The organism is Vibrio sp. K4 (assembly GCF_051122595.1).
GTDB lineage: Bacteria > Pseudomonadota > Gammaproteobacteria > Enterobacterales > Vibrionaceae > Vibrio > Vibrio owensii.
The window spans coordinates 2,783,429-2,804,812 of sequence record NZ_CP178577.1 but is presented as its reverse complement, the minus strand read 5'-3'; the positions used below and the strand labels follow the sequence as shown (position 1 = coordinate 2,804,812).

Sequence of the window (21,384 nt, the reverse complement as noted above, 5' to 3'; positions counted from 1 at the left end):
GTCGGGAATCTCTTTTACCACAGTTTACTGCGTGATTAAGAAATGAGATCGCTTCGATCTAGGAGTCGAGAGGTGGATGTTGAAGGGTTCATGAAAGCCGTTTGGCTCCGAAAGGTGTTGACGGGACTTGTCCCTAGAAAGACAGAATAAGCTCGCTTCTCGCTTCTCGCTTCTCGCTTCTCGCTTCTCGCTTCTCGCTTCTCGCTTCTCGCTTCTCGCTTCTCGCTTCTCGCTTCTCGCTTCTCGCTTCTCGCTTCTCGCTTCTCGCTTCTCGCTTCTCGCTTCTCGCTTCTCGCTTCTCGCTTCTCGCTTCTCGCTTCTCGCTTCTCGCTTCGCCAAAACGAAAAAAGGCCCCACCGAAGTGGAGCCTAAAATAAGCGATGGTAATCTTATTATTATGCTGTCAGAGCAAGGATAGAGCCTGGTAGCACGATGAACACTGCTAGTAGGTAACCTGCTACAACTGCTTTGTTCTTAATAGCCATTTCTGAAATCACTTCTGCACATTTCACAGGAATCTCACGTAGGAACGGGATACCGAAGATGAACAGTGTCGCCAGAATGTTGAACGTTAGGTGTACTAGTGCAATCTGTAGTGCGAATACTGCGAACTCGCCAGATACCGCTGTTGCTGCTAGTAGAGCCGTGATACATGTACCGATGTTTGCACCTAGAGTGAACGGGTAGATGTCACGTACTTTTAGAACACCTGAGCCTACTAGTGGAACCATTAGACTTGTTGTCGTAGATGAAGACTGAACAAGAACAGTTACTACAGAACCCGATACGATACCGTGGATAGGACCACGACCGATTGCGTTCTTAAGGATGTCACGAGCACGACCAACCATTAGGCTCTTCATTAGCTTACCCATAACAGTGATAGCTACGAAGATAGTACCGATACCTAGAGCGATCAGTGCTACACCACCCATTGTGTCACCAAATGTAGATAGAGGCTCTTTAATCGCGCTTACTACAGGTTTAGTGATTGGCTTTATGAAGTCAAAACCACCCATGCTCATATCACCCGTTTTTAGTAGAGGTGATACCAACCAGTGAGAAATTTTCTCTAGGATGCCGAACATCATTTCCAATGGTAGGAAGATCAGTACCGCAAGTAGGTTGAAGAAATCGTGGATTGTTGCGCTAGCGAATGCACGTTTGAATTCTTCTTTACAACGTACGTGGCCAAGCGAAACAAGTGTGTTTGTTACGGTTGTACCGATGTTAGCACCCATTACCATAGGGATAGCGGTTTCTACAGGTAGACCACCTGCAACCAAACCTACAATAATAGAAGTTACGGTACTTGAAGATTGGATCAGTGCCGTAGCCACCAAACCGATCATTAGACCTGCGACTGGGTGAGACGCAAATTCAAAGAGTACTTTAGCTTGATCGCCAGTTGCCCATTTGAAGCCGCTACCAACCATAGATACTGCTAGAAGAAGCAGATACAACATGAATGCCAAGTTAGCCCAGCGTAACCAGCGAGTCGTGCTCGAGATTGGTGCTGCTGTAGAAGTAGCTTGGTTCATCATAATTTTCTCCGTGGACCTTTCAGTTCGTTTATTTGGTCTGTTGTTGAAACTGAGGGTGATGTTAGAGATGAAATATTTCAGTAATATTACAGTTCGGTTTCTATGGAGAATTTTTATTATTCTTTTTAATAGTTGTTCGTGAAGAAAAATTCACAACCAAATAAGTTATTGATTTTATTTCGTTTTGTGTGGCTTTTGTTTTGTTAACGAGTTTTAAGAGAAGATTAAAAAAGTGCGTTTGGCTTCAAGTTTTATGACAGTGTGAAACTGATATATTCGGTAAAACTCTTTTAATTCGACTTTTATGTAGGTTTTGTCGAACTTATTGTTTGTCGTTGTCACATTTGATATAAAAAGTGTCATCTTCTTTATAGGGCTTGGCTATGTCACATTTAAATTACAACCACCTTTATTACTTCTGGATGGTGTGCAAACAAGGGTCAGTAACAAAAGCAGCAGATGCATTATTTCTCACGCCGCAAACTGTTACAGGGCAAATTAAAGCACTTGAAGACCGTATGAAGGGGAAGTTGACCAAGCGAAATGGGCGAACGGTTGAGCCAACAGAGCTTGGACAGTTGGTATTTAAATATGCGGATCGTATGTTTGGTTTGAGCTACGAGATGCTTGATATCGTCAACTATAGCCAGCATTCCAACATCCTATTTGAAGTCGGTGTCGCCGATGCATTGTCAAAGCGACTCGTTAGCAAAGTATTAATGACGACAGTACCGGAAGATAACAGCATTCACTTACGCTGTTACGAGTCGACGCACGAACTACTACTAGAACGTTTGTCGCAACATAAGCTCGACATGATACTTTCCGATTGTCCGGTAGATTCGACACAAAGCCCTGGCTTGTACAGTAAAAAGCTTGGCGAAAGCAGTATGAGCTTTTTTGCTTCCTCTGAAATCGCCGATGTGAAGTTCCCTGAAATCCTTGAAAAGAAAAAACTGCTCATTCCTGCTAGCCGAACCGCAATGGGACGTAAAGTTCTTCAATGGTTTGATCGCCAAGGATTGCAACCTGATGTCCTCGGTGAGTTTGATGACGTAGCGCTAATGAAAGCTTTTGCTCGTTACCGTGATGATGTAATTTTCTTGGCACCGACGGTTTATATGTCGGAGATCGAAGATGACCGTAATTTGCAGCTGATCGGTCATGTAGACGACCTTAAAGAAGAGTATTACGTCATCTTTGCTGAGCGAATGATCCAACACCCAGCAGTAAAGAACGTTTGCGATGCAGATTTTAGCCAAATGTTTGAATGAACACGTTCCGTTGCGCAAATAAATAGATTACTATCGACAAAATTATAACTCGAAATTATAAAATCTTTGTAACACAACAAACTGGCCAGGGTTGGGGAAAGTAAGTTGTAGCTAGAGGTCCTGCAGATGAATCTACAAGAAATGGAGAAAAACTCCGCTAAAGCTGTCGTGTTGCTCAAAGCAATGGCAAATGAAAGACGCCTACAAATCCTGTGCATGCTGCATAACCAAGAGCTTTCGGTTGGAGAACTTTGCGCAAAACTTGAGTTGAGCCAGTCGGCATTGTCTCAACACTTAGCTTGGCTTCGACGCGATGAATTGGTTGCGACACGAAAAGAAGCACAAACGGTGTACTACACATTAAAGAGTGATGAAGTGAAGGCATTAATCCAAACACTTCATGGTCTTTATTGTGCAGAAGCCATGTGATGACAGGTCACATACAAGAAAAGCTGGCATTGCCAGCTTTTTTATTGTCTTGAATTCGAGCTACACGAATTTTAGATATAAAAAAACCGGCAAGAGCCGGTTTTTTCTTCACTGTAAAATCAAGTTTCTATTAAAGAGCTTTGATTTGTGCAGCGAAACGAGACTTATGACGTGCTGCTTTGTTCTTATGAACAAGGCCTTTAGTCGCCATACGGTCTAGGATAGGTGTAACTGCAGCGAATGCAGCAGTTGCAGCTTCTTTGTCGCCTGCTTCGATAGCAGCAACAGTTTTCTTCATGTAAGTACGCATCATTGAGCGACGGCTAGCATTGTGCTGACGACGTTTCTCAGCTTGGATAGCGCGCTTCTTAGCAGATTTACTATTTGCCAAGGGTCTAACTCCCAAAAACTTATTTCTATGACAATTTAAGGGCGAGGACTATCCCTCATTTGCGCCTAAATGTCAAATGATTTGTGCAAAAACCAATCGAAACCAAAACAAATTTTGGTAACAAAGGTCATCGCGGTTAAGATGGCGGGGATTCTAACAGCATTTTTAGACCATTGCTAATAATTATCCGCCTAGATCTAACAATAAACGGATATATTTTTAACGCCCATTTGTAGCTTTCAAAGGCTTAGAGGAATAGGGTTGGCTATCTTTTGGTGATATTCCGAGGTTACAGTGAGTAAACGACTGCTCAAGTCTGGCATGATCGTCAGTGCCATGACATTAATTTCGCGCGTCCTAGGTTTAGTTCGTGATGTGGTAGTAGCAAACTTGATGGGTGCAGGCGCGAGTGCCGACGTCTTCTTCTTTGCCAATAAAATCCCTAACTTTTTACGCCGTCTGTTTGCTGAAGGCGCGTTTTCTCAAGCTTTTGTGCCAGTACTAACCGAAAGTCACGCACAAGGGGATATGGATAAAACTCGTGAGTTGATTGCTCGTGCGGCCGGTACGCTAGGCGTGATTGTTTCTATTGTTACCATACTCGGGGTTTTGGGTTCCGGTGTAGTGACCGCGCTGTTTGGTTTTGGTTGGTTCCTAGACTGGATGCATGGCGGCCCGGCGGCTGAGAAGTTCGAACTTGCTAGCGTCATGCTCAAGATTACCTTTCCTTATTTATGGTTCATCACTTTTGTTGCGCTTTCTGGTGCGATCCTCAATACCTTAGGTAAGTTTGCGGTCTCTTCTTTTACGCCTGTCTTCCTCAACGTGATGATCATTTTGGCGGCGTGGTTTATTTCGCCTCAGATGTCGCAACCAGAAATTGGCCTTGCGATTGGTGTATTGTTAGGTGGCCTTGTTCAGTTTCTATTCCAGATTCCCTTCCTTATTAAAGCGGGAGTGATGGTTAAGCCTAAATGGGGCTGGCGCGATCCGGGTGTGGTGAAGATCCGTACCCTAATGATTCCTGCTCTGTTTGGTGTGTCGGTAAGCCAAATCAACTTACTGTTTGATACCTTTATTGCCAGTTTCCTACAAACCGGTTCGATCAGTTGGTTGTACTATTCCGATCGCTTATTGGAATTCCCATTAGGTCTGTTTGGTATCGCGATTGCCACGGTGATTCTTCCTGCACTATCACGTAAACACGTAGACGCACACAGTGAAGGTTTCGCACACACCATGGATTGGGGCGTACGTATGGTTACCTTACTCGGTATTCCTGCAATGCTTGGTTTGATGGTACTAGCAAAGCCAATGTTGATGGTGCTATTCATGCGCGGTGAGTTTTCTCCGCAAGACGTACATCAAGCCTCTCTCTCTTTATTAGCGTATGCATCAGGTCTGCTTAACTTCATGCTGATTAAAGTGCTTGCGCCAGGTTATTACTCGCGTCAAGACACCAAAACCCCAGTGAAGTACGGCATCATTGCAATGGTGACGAATATGGTCTTCAACGCGATCTTTGCATACTTCTACGGTTACGTTGGTCTTGCTATCGCAACGGCGCTTTCTGCTTTTGTAAACATGGCGCTGCTATACCGCGGCTTGCACATTGCCGGTGTGTACCAAATCACTAAGCGAACTGTCTTCTTTATTATACGTTTGGTGATAGCTGGTGCAGCGATGGTTGCGGCTATCTTATGGCAACTTGAAGACATGCCTGTGTGGTTGGATTGGAGCTTTGCTCACCGTAGTGGCGTGCTAGGAATGTTGATTGGACTTGGTGCTGTCGTTTACCTAGCCGTTGTGTTTTTACTCGGCGTACGTTTAAAAGACCTAAAAGCTGGGACAGAATAAGGTTGATTGGTATATAATCCGTCAGTTTCACACAGTGCAAAGTAAAAACAGAGGCATAAAGCAGTATCCAATGGAACTGATCAGAGGCATTCACAATATCAAGTCGCGCCATCATGGTTGCGTGCTGACTATTGGCAATTTCGATGGCGTACATAGAGGCCATCAACAAGTATTGCAGCAAGTGTCTGAGCAAGCGGAGAAACTTTCGTTGCCTTCGGTTGTGATGACCTTTGAACCTCAGCCTATGGAGCTGTTTGCTCGAGATAAGGCACCTGCGAGGTTAACGCGACTGCGTGATAAATTTGTTCAGCTGAGTAAGCTCGACATTGATCGCTTGCTTTGCGTTAACTTCAATCGTCATTTTGCTGACCTAACGGCGGAAGAGTTTATCCGTGACTTGTTGGTTGGTCGATTGGGTGTTAAGTTTCTTGTCATTGGTGATGATTTCTGTTTCGGCAAAGGTCGAACAGGTAATTTTGCGATGTTACAAGAAGCAGGGGAAAAGTACGGCTTTGAAGTCGTAAGTACCCAAAGCTTTTGTTTACAGCAATTACGAGTGAGTAGCACTGCGATTCGCAAAGCGCTGGCTCGTGATGATTTGCATTCCGCGCAGGAGATGCTGGGAAGAGATTACAGCATCAGCGGTCGTGTTTCACACGGAAGAAAGCTAGGTCGAACCATTGGGTTCCCAACGGCAAATATTCCGTTGAAGCGCTGTGTTTCTCCGGTTTCCGGAGTCTATGTTGTTCAAGCGCTTGGCTTAGGAGATAAGCCGATTGGTGGCGTCGCTAACATTGGTCAACGACCGACAGTTAATGGTGTTCGCCAACAGTTAGAAGTACACTTATTCGACTTTCATGCTGATTTATATGGTAAACAGCTAGAAGTGAAACTTTTGCATAAACTTAGAGACGAGCAAAAGTTTGAGTCGTTTGAAGCACTTAAACAACAAATCGTATTGGATGCTGAAGCAGCAAGGGTGTGGCTGCGTCAGCTTAAGCGTTGAGCGGTTTATTCCACCGTTCAACATAATGTCTAATTTTCGCCCAATATAACGGAATTAAGAATCGATGAGTGAGTATAAAGATACCCTGAACTTACCTGAAACAGGGTTTCCAATGCGCGGCAACCTGGCTAATCGTGAGCCAGAAATGCTTAAGCGTTGGTACAAAGAAGATCTTTACGGTGAAATCCGTAAAGCTAAAAAAGGCAAAAAGTCATTCGTACTGCACGATGGCCCTCCTTATGCGAACGGTGACATTCACATTGGTCACGCACTAAACAAGATTCTTAAAGACATTATTATTAAATCCAAAACACTTTCAGGTTTTGACGCACCTTACATCCCAGGCTGGGACTGCCACGGTCTACCAATCGAATTGATGGTAGAGAAAAAAGTTGGCAAACCAGGTCAAAAAGTGACAGCAGCTGAGTTCCGCGAGAAATGTCGTGAGTACGCTGCAGGTCAGGTTGAAGGTCAAAAAGAGAGCTTCAAGCGTCTTGGCATCATGGGGGAGTGGGACAAGCCATACCGCACTATGGATTTCGCAACTGAAGCGAACATCATCCGTGCTCTTGGTAAGATCGCAAGCAAAGGTCACCTACTGAAAGGTTTTAAACCAGTTCACTGGTGTACAGACTGTGGTTCAGCACTGGCTGAAGCTGAAGTTGAGTACAAAGATAAAGTATCGCCATCTATCGACGTTCGTTTTAAAGCGGCTGACGAAGCGGCGCTGCTATCTAAGTTTGAACTGACCGAAGGTCATGAAGGTCACGGTGACGTATCTATCGTTATCTGGACAACAACACCTTGGACACTGCCAGCAAACCGTGCAGTATGTCTACGTGATGATCTAGAGTACGTGCTTATCCAAACAGAAGGCGACAACGCTGAGCGTATCATCGTTGCTGCTGAGCTGGCGAAAGACGTAATGGACCGTGCAGGTATCGAGCACTTCCACAACCTTGGCTTTGCTAAAGGTGCGGATCTTGAGCTTTCTCAATTCCAACACCCATTCTACGATTTCACTGTACCGGCGATCCTTGGTGATCACGTTACGACTGATTCAGGTACTGGTGTTGTTCACACTGCACCTGGTCATGGTCAAGAAGACTTCGCGGTTGGTAACAAGTACAACCTAGAAGTAGCAAACCCAGTTGGTTCAAACGGCGTTTACCTACCAGATACAGAGCTATTTGCTGGTCAGCACGTATTTAAAGCGAACGATGCGGTAGTAGAAGTACTGAAAGAAAAAGGTGCACTACTACACCACCACGCTTACGAGCACAGCTACCCACACTGTTGGCGTCATAAGACTCCAATCATCTTCCGTGCTACGCCTCAATGGTTCGTTTCTATGGACCAAGCTGGCCTACGTGCTAAAGCACTAGAGTCAATCAAGAACGTAGAGTGGATGCCTGAGTGGGGTCAAAGCCGTATCGAAGGTATGATCGAAGGTCGCCCTGAGTGGTGTATCTCCCGTCAACGTACTTGGGGTGTGCCAATTGCTCTGTTTGTTCATAAAGAAACAGCAGAACTTCATCCAAACACGCTAGAGCTGATCGAGAAAGTCGCTAAGCTGGTTGAAGAAAAAGGCATCCAAGCATGGTGGGATGTCGATGCAGCTGAACTACTAGGTGCTGACGCTGACCAATACGAAAAAGTACTAGATACGCTAGACGTATGGTTCGATTCAGGTGTAACTCACTTCTCAGTTGTTGATGCTCGTGAGGAGTACAACGGCAACAGTGCAGACCTATACCTAGAAGGTTCTGACCAACACCGCGGTTGGTTCCAGTCTTCTCTAATTTCATCTATCGCGATGAAAGATGAAGCGCCTTACAAACAAGTACTGACACACGGTTTCGTGGTTGATGGTCACGGTCGTAAGATGTCGAAATCTATCGGTAACGTGGTTGCGCCAAAAGACGTAACGAACAAGCTAGGTGCTGACATTCTTCGTCTATGGGTTGCTTCAACAGACTACACTGGTGAAGTTGCGGTTTCTGATGAAATCCTAAAACGCAGCGCAGATGCGTACCGTCGTATCCGTAACACAGCGCGTTTCTTCCTTGCTAACCTAAGCGGCTTCAACCCTGAAACAGACATCGTTCCTGTTGAAGAGATGGTTGCGCTAGATCGCTGGGCGGTTGGTCGTGCACTAGCAGCACAAGAAGAGATCGTTAAAGCATACGAAGAGTACAACACACACGGCGTAACTCAGCGTCTAATGCAATTCTGTTCAATCGAAATGGGCTCTTTCTACCTAGACGTAATTAAAGACCGTCAGTACACAGCAAAACGTGGCGGCAACGCTCAACGTAGCTGTCAGACAGCACTTTACTACATCGTAGAAGCGCTAGTTCGTTGGATGGCGCCAATCATGTCGTTCACTGCAGATGAAATCTGGAACGAAATGCCAGGTCAACGCGACAAGTTCGTATTCACTGGTGAGTGGTTCGACGGCCTATTCGGTCTTGCTGAAGGTGAAGAGCTGAACAACGAATTCTGGACTGAGATCCAAGCGGTTCGTGGTGCAGTAAACAAACTTCTAGAAGATGCGCGTAAAGAGAAAACCATCGGTGGTGCACTACAAGCTGAAGTGACTCTATTTGCTGATGACGCACTAGCGGCGAAGATCAACAAACTTGAAGATGAACTGCGCTTTGTTCTACTAACATCTGCTGCGAAAGTTAAGCCTCTAGGTGAGAAGACGGATGCAGCACAAGCGACAGATATCGAAGGCTTGTTTGTTGAAGTAGCAGCAGCTGAAGGCGAGAAGTGTGACCGTTGTTGGCACCACACGCCAGACGTAGGCACAATCGAAGGTCACGAGAAGATCTGTGGTCGTTGTGTGTCTAACGTAGACGGCGAAGGTGAAGTACGTAAATTCGCGTAATTGCCTAGAACGACTGAACTTTTTTTAAAATTAACAGCCCCAGTATTTACTGGGGCTGTTTGTAGGTAAAGTAATGAGTGAAAAAGCACTGACGTTAAAGCAATCTGGAGTTCGCTGGCTGTGGTTAGCAATTCTGGTATTTATTGCAGATATTGGCATCAAATTGGTGGTGATGGACAACATGGGCTACGGATGGGCAAACCGAATTGAGGTGCTGCCATTCTTCAACCTACTTTATGTTCATAACTACGGTGCAGCATTCAGCTTCTTGAGCGATCAAGCGGGTTGGCAGCGCTGGTTGTTCACCGGTATTGCGTTTGTTGTGACAGGTCTTTTGACCTACTGGATGAGCAAGCTTCCAGCCAAAGAAAAGTGGAACAACATCGCTTACGCACTGATTATTGGTGGTGCAGTGGGCAACGTGTTTGACCGTGTTGTTCACGGCTTTGTTGTTGATTACCTAGACTTCTTCTGGGGTAACTACCACTGGCCAGCATTCAACCTTGCAGATACAACTATCTGTATTGGTGCGGCAATGATCATTCTTGATGGCTTCCGCAAAAAGGACGCTGACAAGTAATCTTTTGCGATATATCGAATAACCCTAAGCGTCGTCCGTTGATTCGAACGACGCTTTTTATTATGTTGGAGCCCAATCCGCGCATCTTCGTACAATAAAAAGCAATCACAGTACGTGATCAGATAGAGCGCAGGAAACCCAAGAACAAGGAAGCAGTAACGTGACAACAATAAATCAAGATTCAGCAGTAACGCTGCACTTCACCATCAAAATGCAAGATGGCTCTGTAGCGGACAGCACACATAATATGGGCAAGCCTGCTAAGTTCATTATGGGCGACGGCAGCTTGAGTGAGAACTTTGAGCAATGCCTACTAGGCTTACAAGTAGGCGAGCAAAAGGCAATTGAACTAAAAGCGGCGGACGCTTTTGGCATGCCGAACCCAGACCATATCCACCATATGGACCGCACTAAATTTGTTGGCGAAGCGGAAGTTGAAGTCGGCACAATCATGGCATTTAGCGGTCCTGATGGAATGGAAATCCCGGGCATCATTACTGAGATTGCTGGCGACTCAGTAACTGTGGACTTCAACCATCCACTCGCGGGACAAGACGTGACTTTCGAAGTCGAAATTTTGTCAGTAGAATAGCGAACCAAATAAAAGATAACTTCCATGAGCAATGAAATGAAAATCCTGTTAGCTAACCCACGTGGTTTCTGTGCTGGTGTTGACCGCGCGATTAGCATCGTAGAGCGTGCGCTAGAGATGTATCAGCCACCTATCTATGTTCGACATGAAGTGGTGCATAACCGTTTTGTGGTTGAAGGTCTAAAACAGCGTGGTGCTATCTTCGTTGAAGAACTGCACGAAGTGCCAGACAACAACATTGTGATTTTCTCCGCTCATGGTGTATCTCAAGCTGTTCGTCAAGAAGCGAAGTCTCGTGACCTAACGGTATTCGATGCGACCTGTCCGCTAGTTACCAAAGTTCATATGGAAGTAGCGCGTGCAAGTCGTCGCAATATGGAAGTGGTACTGATTGGTCACGCTGGTCACCCAGAAGTGGAAGGCACGATGGGGCAGTATTCAAGTGATACAGGCGGCATGTACCTTGTGGAAACGCCAGCCGATGTTGAGAAGCTAAAGGCGATTGTGAAAGATCCATCGGATCTGCACTACGTGAGCCAAACGACACTGTCTGTTGATGAAACCGCTGACGTAATTGAAGAGCTACGCCGCGTATTCCCAGACATTCAAGGTCCTCGTAAAGATGACATCTGTTACGCGACGCAAAACCGCCAAGATGCGGTGCGTGAGCTTTCTGCTGATGTTGATGTGATGGTTGTCGTGGGTTCTAAAAACTCATCGAACTCAACACGTTTAAAAGAACTGGCTGAAAAGCTAGGCACACCAGGTTACCTAACAGACTGCCCAGAAGACATTATGCCTGAGTGGTTTGAGGGTAAGGTAAAAGTTGGCGTGACGGCGGGTGCATCTGCACCAGAAGAGTTGGTGAACCAAATCTTAGATCGCATTAAAGAGTTGGTTGGCGCAGAAGCGGTTGATGAAGTGCTTGGTCGTGAGGAGAACATGTTCTTCGAAGTACCAAAAGAACTGCAAATCAAGCAAGTCGATTAAGACGAATCAAACACCAAAAAGGCGACCACAAGGTCGCCTTTTTCATTGGGAATTTCTACACGATTTCGCCAGAATTTGCGCTTAGTGACTGATACCTAACAGCTCTTTGAGCACCTTTAGGTAACGACGGCTCACCGGGATCTCAAAACCTGTTTTGGTAATGATTTCGGCCAATCCGTTTTCTAATAGCTTGATCTCGCTGATGGCTTTGATGCTAACCAGATACTGTCGATGACAACGCACCAATGGGGTTTTCTCTTCCAAGGTTTTTAGCGTGAGCTGTGTGCTGGCTGTTTGGCTGGTGGAACGTACATGCACTCCACTGATGTCACTGTAAGCACACTCAACCGTTTCGGTTGCCATGATCACAATGCGGTTGTGTCCAATGCAGGGAATCTGGTCTAGGCTCTCTGGGGCGATGGCAGACAGTTGCTGAGTGAGCGCGGATTGACTCATGACTTTATTAAGGCGTTTTACTGTTTTCGTCAAACGACATGGATCGACGGGTTTCAGTAGGTAATCAAACGCATTGTCCTCGAAAGCTTGAATCGCATATTGGTCGTAAGCGGTCACAAATACCACGTAGGGCATGGTCTCTGGATCTAACATGCCCAGTAGCTCGATGCCCGTCACCTGAGGCATTTGGATATCTAGGAAAACCACATCCGGTTTCAGCTCATTGATTTTCTTAAGCCCCATGATGGCGTTTGACGCATCGCCAATCACTTCTATGTGACCCGTTTCAGCCAATAGTTCTGCCAGCTCTTCACGAGCAAACTGTTCATCATCAATGACGAGAGCGGTTAACATCCAAAATTACCTTTATGCGTTTTAACTGTGCTTATCGCGAGTGGGGAATGATAAAACTCATTTTAGTAAATTGGTGCTGCTGATAGGTAATTTTTAGCGCTGAATCACGCCCAAATTGATTCGATAAGCGCTTATCGACAATTTCCATGCCTAAACCAGAATGATTCTCTTTTGGCGGCTGGTAGCTTCCTGCGTTGTCTTCAACCGTTATCAGTGCGCCTTGCGGGTGTGTTTGGCTGTAAATCTTTACCTTGCCACCCTCTAGCATATTGGAAATACCATGCTTGATGGCGTTCTCAACTAGCGGTTGAAGAGTAAAGCTCGGTAACTTGATATCGAGCAGTTCTGGTTCAATGTCGATCTCGACTTCCAATCGATCAGTGAAACGCGCTTTCTCAATCGAAAGGTAAGAATCCACATGTGCTAACTCTTCTTTCAGCGTCACCGTATTGATGTTCTGTTTTAAGTTACTGCGGAAGAAGTGCGACAAGTTTTGGATCAGTTCTCGTGCTTTATCAGGGTTACGACGAGTAATGGCACTGATGGTATTAAGAGCATTGAACAAAAAGTGTGGGTTCACTTGAGCGTGCAGCAGTTTGATTTCTGCCTGAGCTAATAGGGTTTGCTGCTGCTGATAATCGCCATACAAGATTTGGCTCGATAGAAGCTGAGCAATGCCTTCTGCCATTGACATGTTCGCAGTAGAGAACAGCTTGCGCTTTGGTTCGTAAAGCTTAATTGTGCCCACCACTTCTTTACCCGCGCGCAAAGGAATGATCAGCGCAGAGCCCAACTTACAATCTTTCGCTAATGAGCATTGGTAAGGGCGTTCACTGCCATCAAGGTAGATAATGTCATTCTTCTCCATTGAATCGAGTGTGCTTTGCGATGAGATCGGAGTATTTGGCCTATGGTGATCATCACCGATGCCAACGAAAGCCAGAATCTTCTCTTGGTCAGTAATGGCGACCGCGCCTACCTTCGTTTCTTCATAAATAATGCGGGCAATCTTATCGGCGTTTTCGCTGTTAAAGCCGGTGCTAAGAATACCAACTGAGCGGTCAGCGATGCTCAATGCTCGGCGGGAAAAGGTCGCCGAATACTTTTCAAAAATGGTTTTACGATCTTGCAGAATACTCATAAACAGAGCAGCACCAACGGAGTTCGCGATGATCATGGGGGCTGCAATCGCTGAAACGAGTTCATAGGCTTGGTCGAATGGTTTGGCAACGGCAAGCAACAGAATCATCTGTACGATCTCTGCTACGAAGGTCACGCTGAATACCACGCTTGGATTAAACAGCATTGCGCCTTTGTTGCGCTTAATCAGGTAAACGTGCAATAAGCCGCCAATTAAGCCTTCAGCTGTGGTCGATATAGCACAGGCTAAGTCTGTAAAACCCCCTAAGGTGTAGCGATGGATGCCGCCAGTAAAACCAACCGCAAAACCGACAACAGGCCCGCCAAATAACCCGCCCATTACCGCACCAATGGCACGAGTGTTGGCGATGGCGTCGTTAATCTGTAAGCCGAAGTAGGTGCCTAGGATACAAAAGCCAGAAAAGAGCACATAACAAATGAGCCGATGGCTGAGGCGTGATGAAATACTCAGCAGGGGCAAAATGATCGGCGTTTTACTCAGCATGTAAGCCAGCACTAAGTAAACACACATTTGTTGTAGAAGGGAGATGACCAGTTCCATAACGAACCTAACCTAAAAATGATGTTTTTATTGTAAGTGAATTAAATCTTCGAAGAGAAACAAAAAGAGCCTGCAAAGGGCAGGCTCTTGGTTTATCCAGACATCGATAATGAATCGGTTAGCAAGCGAAGGTATTCATTATGCGGTTTCTGAGGCAGCTTGTGGCTTCTCGTCATCTGCTAGTTCAGTCTCACCTTTGCCTTTAGAAATCTTGATAACGTAAGCCGTTACCGCTAGTGAGAACACAATACCTACGATGGTTGAGATTTGCATTGGCAGACCAAAACCTAGCGTGCTGTTGTTTAGAATGAAAGTCACACACACGGTTGTCATGAATACTGCTGGGATAGTCGTAATCCAATGCAGTTTATTGTGACGTAGTAGGTAAGCCGAAGCCGTCCAAAGCATCATTACTGCTGTTGTTTGGTTTGCGAAGCCGAAGTAGCGCCAGATGATACCGAAGTCTACTTGAGTAAGAATGCCACCGATAACGAACAATGGTAGAGCCATTAGAAGACGGTTACGCAGTGTTTTCTGTTCCATACCGAAGTACTCAGCAAGAATCAGACGGCTTGAGCGGAATGCTGTGTCACCTGATGTGATTGGCAGAATAACAACACCAAGGAAAGCAATCACACCACCGAATACACCCAGTAGACCAAATGAAGCGCTGTATACCACGTTACCAGGGCCACCGTTTTTCACTGCTTCTGCAAGACCATCAAGCGTGCCGAAGAAAGACAGAGCGATAGCACACCAGATTAGCGCGATAACGCCTTCACCAATCATTGCACCGTAGAATACGAAGCGACCGTTCTTCTCATTTTCCATACAACGCGCCATCAGTGGAGACTGAGTTGCGTGGAAGCCAGAGATAGCACCACATGCGATAGTGATAAATAGTGCAGGCCATAGAGGCATATCGTTCGGGTTCAAGTTAGTTAGCATGTCGCTTACTTGGAAGTCACCCATCACAGTGTGTTCGCTAGAGAAAGCTATAGCAGTCATTAGACCTACAGACATGAAGATCAGTAGCGCACCAAACAGTGGGTAGAAACGACCAATGATTTTGTCTACAGGAACAATTGTCGCGATGATGTAGTAAGCGAAAATCAGCACAACCATGGTTGTCATGCTTACGCTAAAGCTAGTTTGGTCGTTGATTAGGTTTGTGATCATGCCTGCTGGCGCTGATACGAATACCACACCAACAAGAAGCAATAGGACAATGGCAAAGATGTTCATAAAGTGTTTTGCGCCATTACCTAGGTAGCGACCCGTAATTGTTGGTACTGATGCACCACCGTTACGAACAGAAAGCATGCCTGAGAAGTAATCGTGTACCGCACCTGCGAAGATACAACCTACAACAATCCACAGCATTGCCGCAGGGCCATATAGCGCACCCATGATTGGACCGAAGATAGGGCCAACACCAGCGATGTTAAGTAGCTGAACAAGGTAAACACGTTTGGTTGACATTGGAACGTAGTCAACACCGTCCGTTTTAGTATGGGCAGGCGTTTGGCGATTCTCATTGATACCGAAAACTTTCTCAACGAAAGCGCCGTAGATGAAGTATCCGCCGATGAGGGCTGCGACACAGGTTAGAAACCACATCATAGCAATTGTCCTTGGTTTAATAGGTAGGTAATTTTTTAAGCTCAGGATGTATGGTATTCATCTCTTTTGTTAAGTGCATTCGCTCTGTGGATGAGTGGTCGAATAGAGAAGCGAGTGGTCGATATAACGGTTAAGTGGTTTTATCGTTTGCTTAGTGGTCGAGCTTAGGGCTGAGCGGTTCAATTAACCATTAAGCGGTGGCTATTAAGGGTGGGTGGCTACACTCGAGAGTTAAGTGGTGAAATCAACAGATAAGCGGCAAAGCACAGGCTTTAGTGGTAAGCTTGTTTTGAAAACAATTAGTTAAGGAAGAATGATGAAAAAGGCAACGTTAGGCTTGGCGCTGGCTTTACTAGCAGGGTGTGCGGCAACAACGGAAGAACTGGCGCAGTCCGGAGATTGGTACCAGATCGGTTATCAAGATGGTGTCGCTGGGCATACCTCGCGTACCATGAAAGAACTTCGCTCGTTAGGAAATGTAAAGCAAGGCGATTATGACCAAGGTTACCTTGAAGGGGTAACGGAATATTGTAATCCTGATTTTGCTTACCAAATGGGCCTGTCTGGTCAGTATTATGAAGGTGTATGTGAGGGAACGCCTGGGGCACAAAAATTCCGTATGGAATGGCAACGTGGCTGGAACGAATACAGCAACTAGATCTGTTTCATAATCAAGACTGTGGTTTTGCTTGTTGATCTTCTGACATTTGAATTTTATTGCTTTGCTGTACTTATGGCTTGAGATTCAATCAGAAGTGAAATGAAAACATGAAGAAGTATTTTTTGGTCGCATTAGCATTGTTGCCCTTAACGGTCGGTGCGACCAACGTGTTGAAAGAGTCGATTAAGATGAAGCGTAAATACGATCACGATAAGCATCGTCTTACCAATACCATCAACAATACCAAGCGTAATATTAAAGAAGTCACTGACGGTACTTATGTCGAGAACCAAGTGAAGCGAGAAGTAAACCAAACCACTCGCAAGTACACCAATAAAGTGGAGAACGTTAAGAACATAACGAATCCTGATCACATCAAACGTAAAGCAAATGACAAGCTTAACCAAGAGTTTGATGAATGGTTGTATGAAGACTAAATCTTGATATCTAAAACAAAAAGGAGACCACGAGGTCTCCTTATTGTTTGTCTTCTATCGATAGATTTGAGCTGGCGGACTCAAGATTTATTTCGGCTGGTGGTTTTCCACTGCTTTGCGTAAGAAACCGTCTTGGTGGTGCAGGTGAGCACGAGCCGATTCAATATCAAGATCGGTCAGGATCATTAAGATCGCCAGTTTCACCTCATAATCCGTCTGCTTAAGCACTTCGGTTGCTTGTTCTTTGCTGCAATCGGTCGCTTGCATCACAATTCGCGCTGCGCGTGCAACGAGCTTGTTGTTGGTTGCTTTCACATCAACCATCAGGTTTTGATAGCTCTTGCCCAAACGGATCATGCTTGCGGTTGTTAGCATGTTTAGCACCAGTTTCTGCGCGGTACCTGATTTTAAACGTGTTGAGCCTGTTAATGCTTCAGGGCCTACAACAGGGCTAATTGCGATGTTTGCAATATCGGCGATTGGCGAATCTGGATTACAAGATAGCGCAATCGTGGTTGCACCGAGCTCGTTGGCGTACTCCAAACCACCAATAACATAAGGTGTTCGGCCACTTGCAGCGATACCGACGACAACATCGAGATTTGTGAATTTGATGTCTTTTAGGTCTTGCTCACCTAAAACCGGCGAATCTTCCGCACCTTCTTTTGCTTTTAGAATCGCCTCTGGACCACCCGCAATCAGACCAACCACCATCTTGTCAGATACGCCAAATGTTGGCGGACATTCCGATGCATCAAGTACACCTAAACGGCCGCTGGTGCCTGCGCCCATGTAAACTAGACGACCGCCGACTTTAAATGCGTCGGTGATCTTATCCACCGCGAGTGCGATTTCGGGTAAAACCTTCTCAACCGCAAGTGGTACGAGCTTATCTTGCTGATTAAGTCGCTGAACAATGTCCAGAGAGGGCAGTAAATCGATGTCCATCGTATCTGGGTTACGACCTTCTGATACTAGATGGGCAAGAGCAGCAATAAGCGCGTCATTTGTCATAGTGGTTTAAGCCTTTTGAATACTGATTTCGATTTGTTTTTTCGCTGTGGCTAGCACAACGTATTTAGTTTTTAGGATAGAGCACACCCAGCGAAGCAAGACGGCTCGCACCGGTTACTTCAGGTAAGTTGCTTGGTAGCCCGTCAATATGTCGCTGAGCAAGCCAAGCAAACGCCATGGCTTCCATATAATCGCCATCGACACCTTTATCATCCGTTGTTGCGACTTGCCACTGCGGCAGAAGTTCCGCTAAACGTTGCATCAGTAGGGGGTTTCTCGCCCCACCTCCACACACCAACAGCTGTGGCTGCTGGCCATACGTGAATTTCTCCACTTCGTTTGCAATGGTCTTCGCCGAGTATTCACACAGCGTGCGTTGTACATCTTGTGCTGAGATATTGTGGTCAGCTAACTGATGATGCAGCCAATCGATATTGAACAGCTCTCGGCCAGTGCTCTTAGGCGACGACATCGCGAGGTAAGGTTCTGCTAAGAGTTGAGTTAGTAGTGCTGAATCGGTGTTGCCTTGTAGAGCAAATCGCGCGTCTTTGTCGAAGCCTTGTCCGGTGTGTTGTTCACACCATGCATCCATCAACATGTTGCCCGGGCCCGTATCGTAGCCGATCACAGCTTGCTCAGGATGCAGTACCGAGATATTGGCAATTCCACCGATGTTAAGCACCACAGTGGTGGAATCTTGCATGGCAAAAATACTTTTATGGAAGGCTGGGACGAGCGGTGCACCTTGGCCACCTAACGCCATGTCTTTACGACGAAAATCTGCCACGGTATCAATGCCCGTTTTGACTGCAATGATGTTGGCATCACCCAGTTGGGTGGTGAAGGGCAGATCGCCTGTTGGCTGGTGGAACACGGTTTGACCATGATTGCCAATGGCTCGGATTTGCTCAGCGGAATAGCCGGATTTATCCAGTAGCTGTAAAACCGCATCGGCAAACAAATGGCCAAGTTGATGGTCGAGCTCACCAATGGCTTTTAGATTCGTGTCTTGCCCAGTGCAAACCGACAAAAGCGTCTGCTTAATATGAGCGGGCATTGGGTAATCATCGTGTGCTAGCAAGCGAACACGGTTATCTTCAATTTCAACCAGTGCGGTATCTACACCGTCCATACTGGTTCCAGACATCACACCGATATACAGTTTGTTAAGATTCACAGCCAATTCCGTCAATTCTTCGATTCACTTATTGTAAAGCAATTCTGAAGCGAATAACCTCATCGAATACGAGATATTCAGCCGATTTTGAGGAGAAAAAATGGGACCGTTATGGGTTGATGTTGCAGGCTATGAACTGACTGCAGAAGACAGAGAAATTTTGGAGCATCCAACGGTTGGTGGTTTGATTTTATTTACGCGTAACTACCACGACAGCAAGCAGCTTCAAGCTCTTACCCAATCTATCCGCAAAGCGGCGAAACGTCCGATTTTGATTGGTGTTGACCAAGAGGGCGGGCGCGTTCAGCGTTTCCGTGAAGGCTTTTCTCTGATTCCAGCGGCAGACGAATACGCCAAACACCAAAATAGTGAAGAACTTGCTCGTCTGGGCGGTTGGTTGATGGCCGCTGAGTTGATTGCTCATGACATCGACCTAAGCTTCGCACCAGTACTAGATAAAGGCCACCAGTGTAAAGCGATTGGCAGCCGTGCCTTTGGTGAGGATCTGGACACCATTTTACGTCACAGCACCGCGTATATGCAGGGCATGAAGAGTGTCGGTATGGCAACAACAGGTAAGCACTTCCCGGGTCATGGTGGTGTGATTGCTGATTCACACTTAGAGACACCGTACGACGAGCGTAGTGATATCTTTGAGCAAGACATGGCTATCTTCAAAGCGCAAATCGATGCTGGCATCTTAGACGCGATGATGCCTGCTCACGTCATTTTCCCAAATTATGATGACCAACCTGCTAGTGGCTCTGAGTATTGGCTTAAACAAATCCTGCGCCAGCAACTTGGTTTTAAAGGTTTGATCTTCTCTGATGATTTGACCATGGAAGGCGCTGCGATCATGGGTGGTCCTGCTCAGCGTGGCGCACAAGCACTAAACGCTGGCTGCGATATGCTGCTGGTTTGCAATAAGCGCGATGCGCAAGTTGAGGTGCTTGATAATCTACCAATCACTTCTGTTCCTCGAGCAGATGCCTTGTTGAAGAAGCAAAGCTTTTCTCTAAGCGAGCTAAAACTTTCGCAAGAGTGGAAAGACGCCTCTGAAGCTATGAAGCGATTGGTTGGCTAGCCATCTCACCCCTGAATAATGGTTTGTTCAGGGTGAGACGTAAACTTTCTAAAACATCCATTTAAAGCCGAAGTGCTCTGCATTTCGGCTTTTTCTTTTGATGTAAATAATATTTTACATCAAATGTTTTTTATTATGTACGGTTGTAATTCTTTTTTAGCCTGTTATCTTGTCGATAAAGCTTAGTTGTCTCACCAAGGAATTGGTTGGGTGTAAAAAAAAATATACAGGTCAAAGTTATGCAAAGAAGTGAATTGAGCAACATCAACATCAGCGAAGAACAAGTTCTGATCACGCCAGAGGAGCTAAAAGTGAAGCTTCCTCTAAGTGAAAAAGCACGTCGTTTTATTCAAGAGTCTCGTCAAACCATCGCTGACATCATTCACAAAAAAGATCATCGCCTACTCGTTGTATGTGGACCATGTTCTATCCATGACGTAGAAGCTGCGAAGGATTACGCTAAGCGTCTAAAAGCTCTTTCAGAACAACTAAGCGACCAACTGTATATTGTAATGCGTGTTTACTTTGAGAAGCCTCGAACCACCGTTGGTTGGAAAGGCTTAATCAATGACCCACACCTAGACGGCAGCTTCGACATTGAACATGGTCTGCATGTTGGTCGTGAACTGCTGGTTGAATTGGCAGAGATGGAAATCCCGCTAGCAACAGAAGCCCTTGACCCAATCAGCCCGCAATACCTTGCGGATACCTTTAGCTGGGCAGCGATCGGTGCTCGTACGACTGAGTCACAAACACACCGTGAGATGGCAAGTGGTCTTTCTATGCCAATCGGCTTTAAGAATGGTACAGATGGTAGCTTGGCTACTGCTGTTAACGCGATGCAAGCGGCTTCTTCTAGCCACCGTTTCATGGGTATTAACCGTGAAGGTCAAGTCGCGCTTCTGACTACGCAAGGTAACCCGAATGGTCATGTGATTCTGCGTGGCGGCAAGCAAACCAACTACGATTCAGTGTCTGTTAACGAGTGTGAGCAAGAGATGGCGAAGTCTGGTCTTGACGCTTCACTGATGGTGGATTGTAGCCATGCAAACTCACGTAAAGATTACCGTCGTCAGCCATTGGTTGCCGAAGACGTGATTCATCAAATCCGTGAAGGCAATAAGTCGATTATAGGCTTGATGATTGAGAGCCATATCAATGAAGGTAACCAATCTTCTGACCTAGCTCTTGAAGAGATGAAATACGGCGTATCTATCACCGACGCATGTATCAATTGGGATTCAACTGAGGCACTATTACGTCATGCACACGAAGAGCTAGTGCCTTTCTTAGAGAATCGTCTAAAGGGCTAACAACACG

General features: G+C 45.9%; 19 protein-coding genes. 12 read left to right on the top strand and 7 right to left on the bottom strand.

The window, feature by feature from the left end:
• Positions 1–395: 395 nt before the first annotated feature.
• Positions 396–1,541 carry a Na/Pi symporter gene (locus ACLIIY_RS12575; protein ID WP_027726695.1) on the bottom strand — a complete coding sequence of 382 codons (1,146 nt, stop codon included), beginning with the start codon at positions 1,539–1,541 and terminating at the stop codon, positions 396–398.
• A gap of 386 nt (positions 1,542–1,927) precedes the next feature.
• Here ACLIIY_RS12575 and nhaR point away from each other — a divergent pair, with 386 nt between their 5' ends.
• Together nhaR and ACLIIY_RS12565 are read left to right on the top strand one after the other, a co-directional pair.
• Positions 1,928–2,818 (top strand): transcriptional activator NhaR, encoded by an 891-nt coding sequence (gene nhaR, locus ACLIIY_RS12570; RefSeq protein WP_009707695.1) that lies wholly within the window; start codon positions 1,928–1,930, stop codon positions 2,816–2,818.
• A 126-nt stretch (positions 2,819–2,944) separates the two neighbouring features.
• A complete protein-coding gene (locus ACLIIY_RS12565) occupies positions 2,945–3,247 on the top strand; it encodes an ArsR/SmtB family transcription factor (RefSeq protein ID WP_005440568.1) in 303 nt (100 codons plus the stop codon).
• Between the two features lie 130 nt (positions 3,248–3,377).
• Here ACLIIY_RS12565 and rpsT read toward each other — a convergent pair whose 3' ends face one another.
• Positions 3,378–3,638 (bottom strand): 30S ribosomal protein S20, encoded by a 261-nt coding sequence (gene rpsT, locus ACLIIY_RS12560; protein WP_005440571.1) that lies wholly within the window; start codon positions 3,636–3,638, stop codon positions 3,378–3,380.
• Positions 3,639–3,932: 294 nt separating this feature from the next.
• Between rpsT and murJ the strand changes: the two genes are divergently transcribed.
• The 6 genes from murJ to ispH all read left to right on the top strand — a co-directional run bounded on the left by murJ (position 3,933) and on the right by ispH (position 11,556).
• Positions 3,933–5,495, top strand: coding sequence for a murein biosynthesis integral membrane protein MurJ (gene murJ, locus ACLIIY_RS12555; RefSeq protein ID WP_434527678.1), 1,563 nt, complete (start codon positions 3,933–3,935; stop codon positions 5,493–5,495).
• Positions 5,496–5,565: 70 nt separating this feature from the next.
• The gene (ribF, locus tag ACLIIY_RS12550; protein ID WP_033006234.1) at positions 5,566–6,501 is read left to right on the top strand and encodes a bifunctional riboflavin kinase/FAD synthetase; all 936 of its coding nucleotides are present in this window, start codon (positions 5,566–5,568) and stop codon (positions 6,499–6,501) included.
• Between the two features lie 64 nt (positions 6,502–6,565).
• On the top strand, positions 6,566–9,394 hold the full coding sequence (ileS, locus tag ACLIIY_RS12545) for an isoleucine--tRNA ligase (RefSeq protein WP_009707692.1): 2,829 nt from the start codon (positions 6,566–6,568) through the stop codon (positions 9,392–9,394).
• Positions 9,395–9,467: 73 nt separating this feature from the next.
• A complete protein-coding gene (gene lspA / locus ACLIIY_RS12540) occupies positions 9,468–9,974 on the top strand; it encodes a signal peptidase II (RefSeq protein ID WP_005440576.1) in 507 nt (168 codons plus the stop codon).
• A 160-nt stretch (positions 9,975–10,134) separates the two neighbouring features.
• Positions 10,135–10,566, top strand: a complete 432-nt coding sequence (fkpB, locus tag ACLIIY_RS12535; protein ID WP_009707691.1) for an FKBP-type peptidyl-prolyl cis-trans isomerase — start codon at positions 10,135–10,137, stop codon at positions 10,564–10,566.
• A gap of 24 nt (positions 10,567–10,590) precedes the next feature.
• The gene (gene ispH / locus ACLIIY_RS12530; RefSeq protein WP_005440578.1) at positions 10,591–11,556 is read left to right on the top strand and encodes a 4-hydroxy-3-methylbut-2-enyl diphosphate reductase; all 966 of its coding nucleotides are present in this window, start codon (positions 10,591–10,593) and stop codon (positions 11,554–11,556) included.
• Between the two features lie 81 nt (positions 11,557–11,637).
• Here the strand turns inward: ispH and btsR are convergent, their stop codons facing one another.
• From btsR to ACLIIY_RS12515, 3 genes are all read right to left on the bottom strand, one after another.
• Positions 11,638–12,366 carry a two-component system response regulator BtsR gene (gene btsR / locus ACLIIY_RS12525; protein WP_005440579.1) on the bottom strand — a complete coding sequence of 243 codons (729 nt, stop codon included), beginning with the start codon at positions 12,364–12,366 and terminating at the stop codon, positions 11,638–11,640.
• A 31-nt stretch (positions 12,367–12,397) separates the two neighbouring features.
• Positions 12,398–14,068, bottom strand: coding sequence for a sensor histidine kinase (locus ACLIIY_RS12520; protein ID WP_005440583.1), 1,671 nt, complete (start codon positions 14,066–14,068; stop codon positions 12,398–12,400).
• Positions 14,069–14,206: 138 nt separating this feature from the next.
• Positions 14,207–15,691, bottom strand: coding sequence for a carbon starvation CstA family protein (locus ACLIIY_RS12515; protein WP_039842345.1), 1,485 nt, complete (start codon positions 15,689–15,691; stop codon positions 14,207–14,209).
• Between the two features lie 316 nt (positions 15,692–16,007).
• Here ACLIIY_RS12515 and ACLIIY_RS12510 point away from each other — a divergent pair, with 316 nt between their 5' ends.
• A complete protein-coding gene (locus ACLIIY_RS12510) occupies positions 16,008–16,349 on the top strand; it encodes a DUF2799 domain-containing protein (RefSeq protein ID WP_009707688.1) in 342 nt (113 codons plus the stop codon).
• A 110-nt stretch (positions 16,350–16,459) separates the two neighbouring features.
• Positions 16,460–16,789: a hypothetical protein gene (locus tag ACLIIY_RS12505; RefSeq protein WP_434527677.1), complete on the top strand. Its 330-nt coding sequence runs from the start codon at positions 16,460–16,462 to the stop codon at positions 16,787–16,789.
• 87 nt (positions 16,790–16,876) lie between these two features.
• Here ACLIIY_RS12505 and murQ read toward each other — a convergent pair whose 3' ends face one another.
• Together murQ and ACLIIY_RS12495 are read right to left on the bottom strand one after the other, a co-directional pair.
• Positions 16,877–17,803 (bottom strand): N-acetylmuramic acid 6-phosphate etherase, encoded by a 927-nt coding sequence (gene murQ / locus ACLIIY_RS12500; RefSeq protein WP_199435939.1) that lies wholly within the window; start codon positions 17,801–17,803, stop codon positions 16,877–16,879.
• Positions 17,804–17,867: 64 nt separating this feature from the next.
• On the bottom strand, positions 17,868–18,980 hold the full coding sequence (locus ACLIIY_RS12495) for an anhydro-N-acetylmuramic acid kinase (protein WP_061007737.1): 1,113 nt from the start codon (positions 18,978–18,980) through the stop codon (positions 17,868–17,870).
• Positions 18,981–19,080: 100 nt separating this feature from the next.
• Here ACLIIY_RS12495 and nagZ point away from each other — a divergent pair, with 100 nt between their 5' ends.
• Both nagZ and ACLIIY_RS12485 read left to right on the top strand, forming a co-directional pair.
• Positions 19,081–20,064 (top strand): beta-N-acetylhexosaminidase, encoded by a 984-nt coding sequence (nagZ, locus tag ACLIIY_RS12490; protein ID WP_038895438.1) that lies wholly within the window; start codon positions 19,081–19,083, stop codon positions 20,062–20,064.
• A gap of 239 nt (positions 20,065–20,303) precedes the next feature.
• Positions 20,304–21,377, top strand: coding sequence for a 3-deoxy-7-phosphoheptulonate synthase (locus tag ACLIIY_RS12485; RefSeq protein WP_005425327.1), 1,074 nt, complete (start codon positions 20,304–20,306; stop codon positions 21,375–21,377).
• Positions 21,378–21,384: the final 7 nt, after the last annotated feature.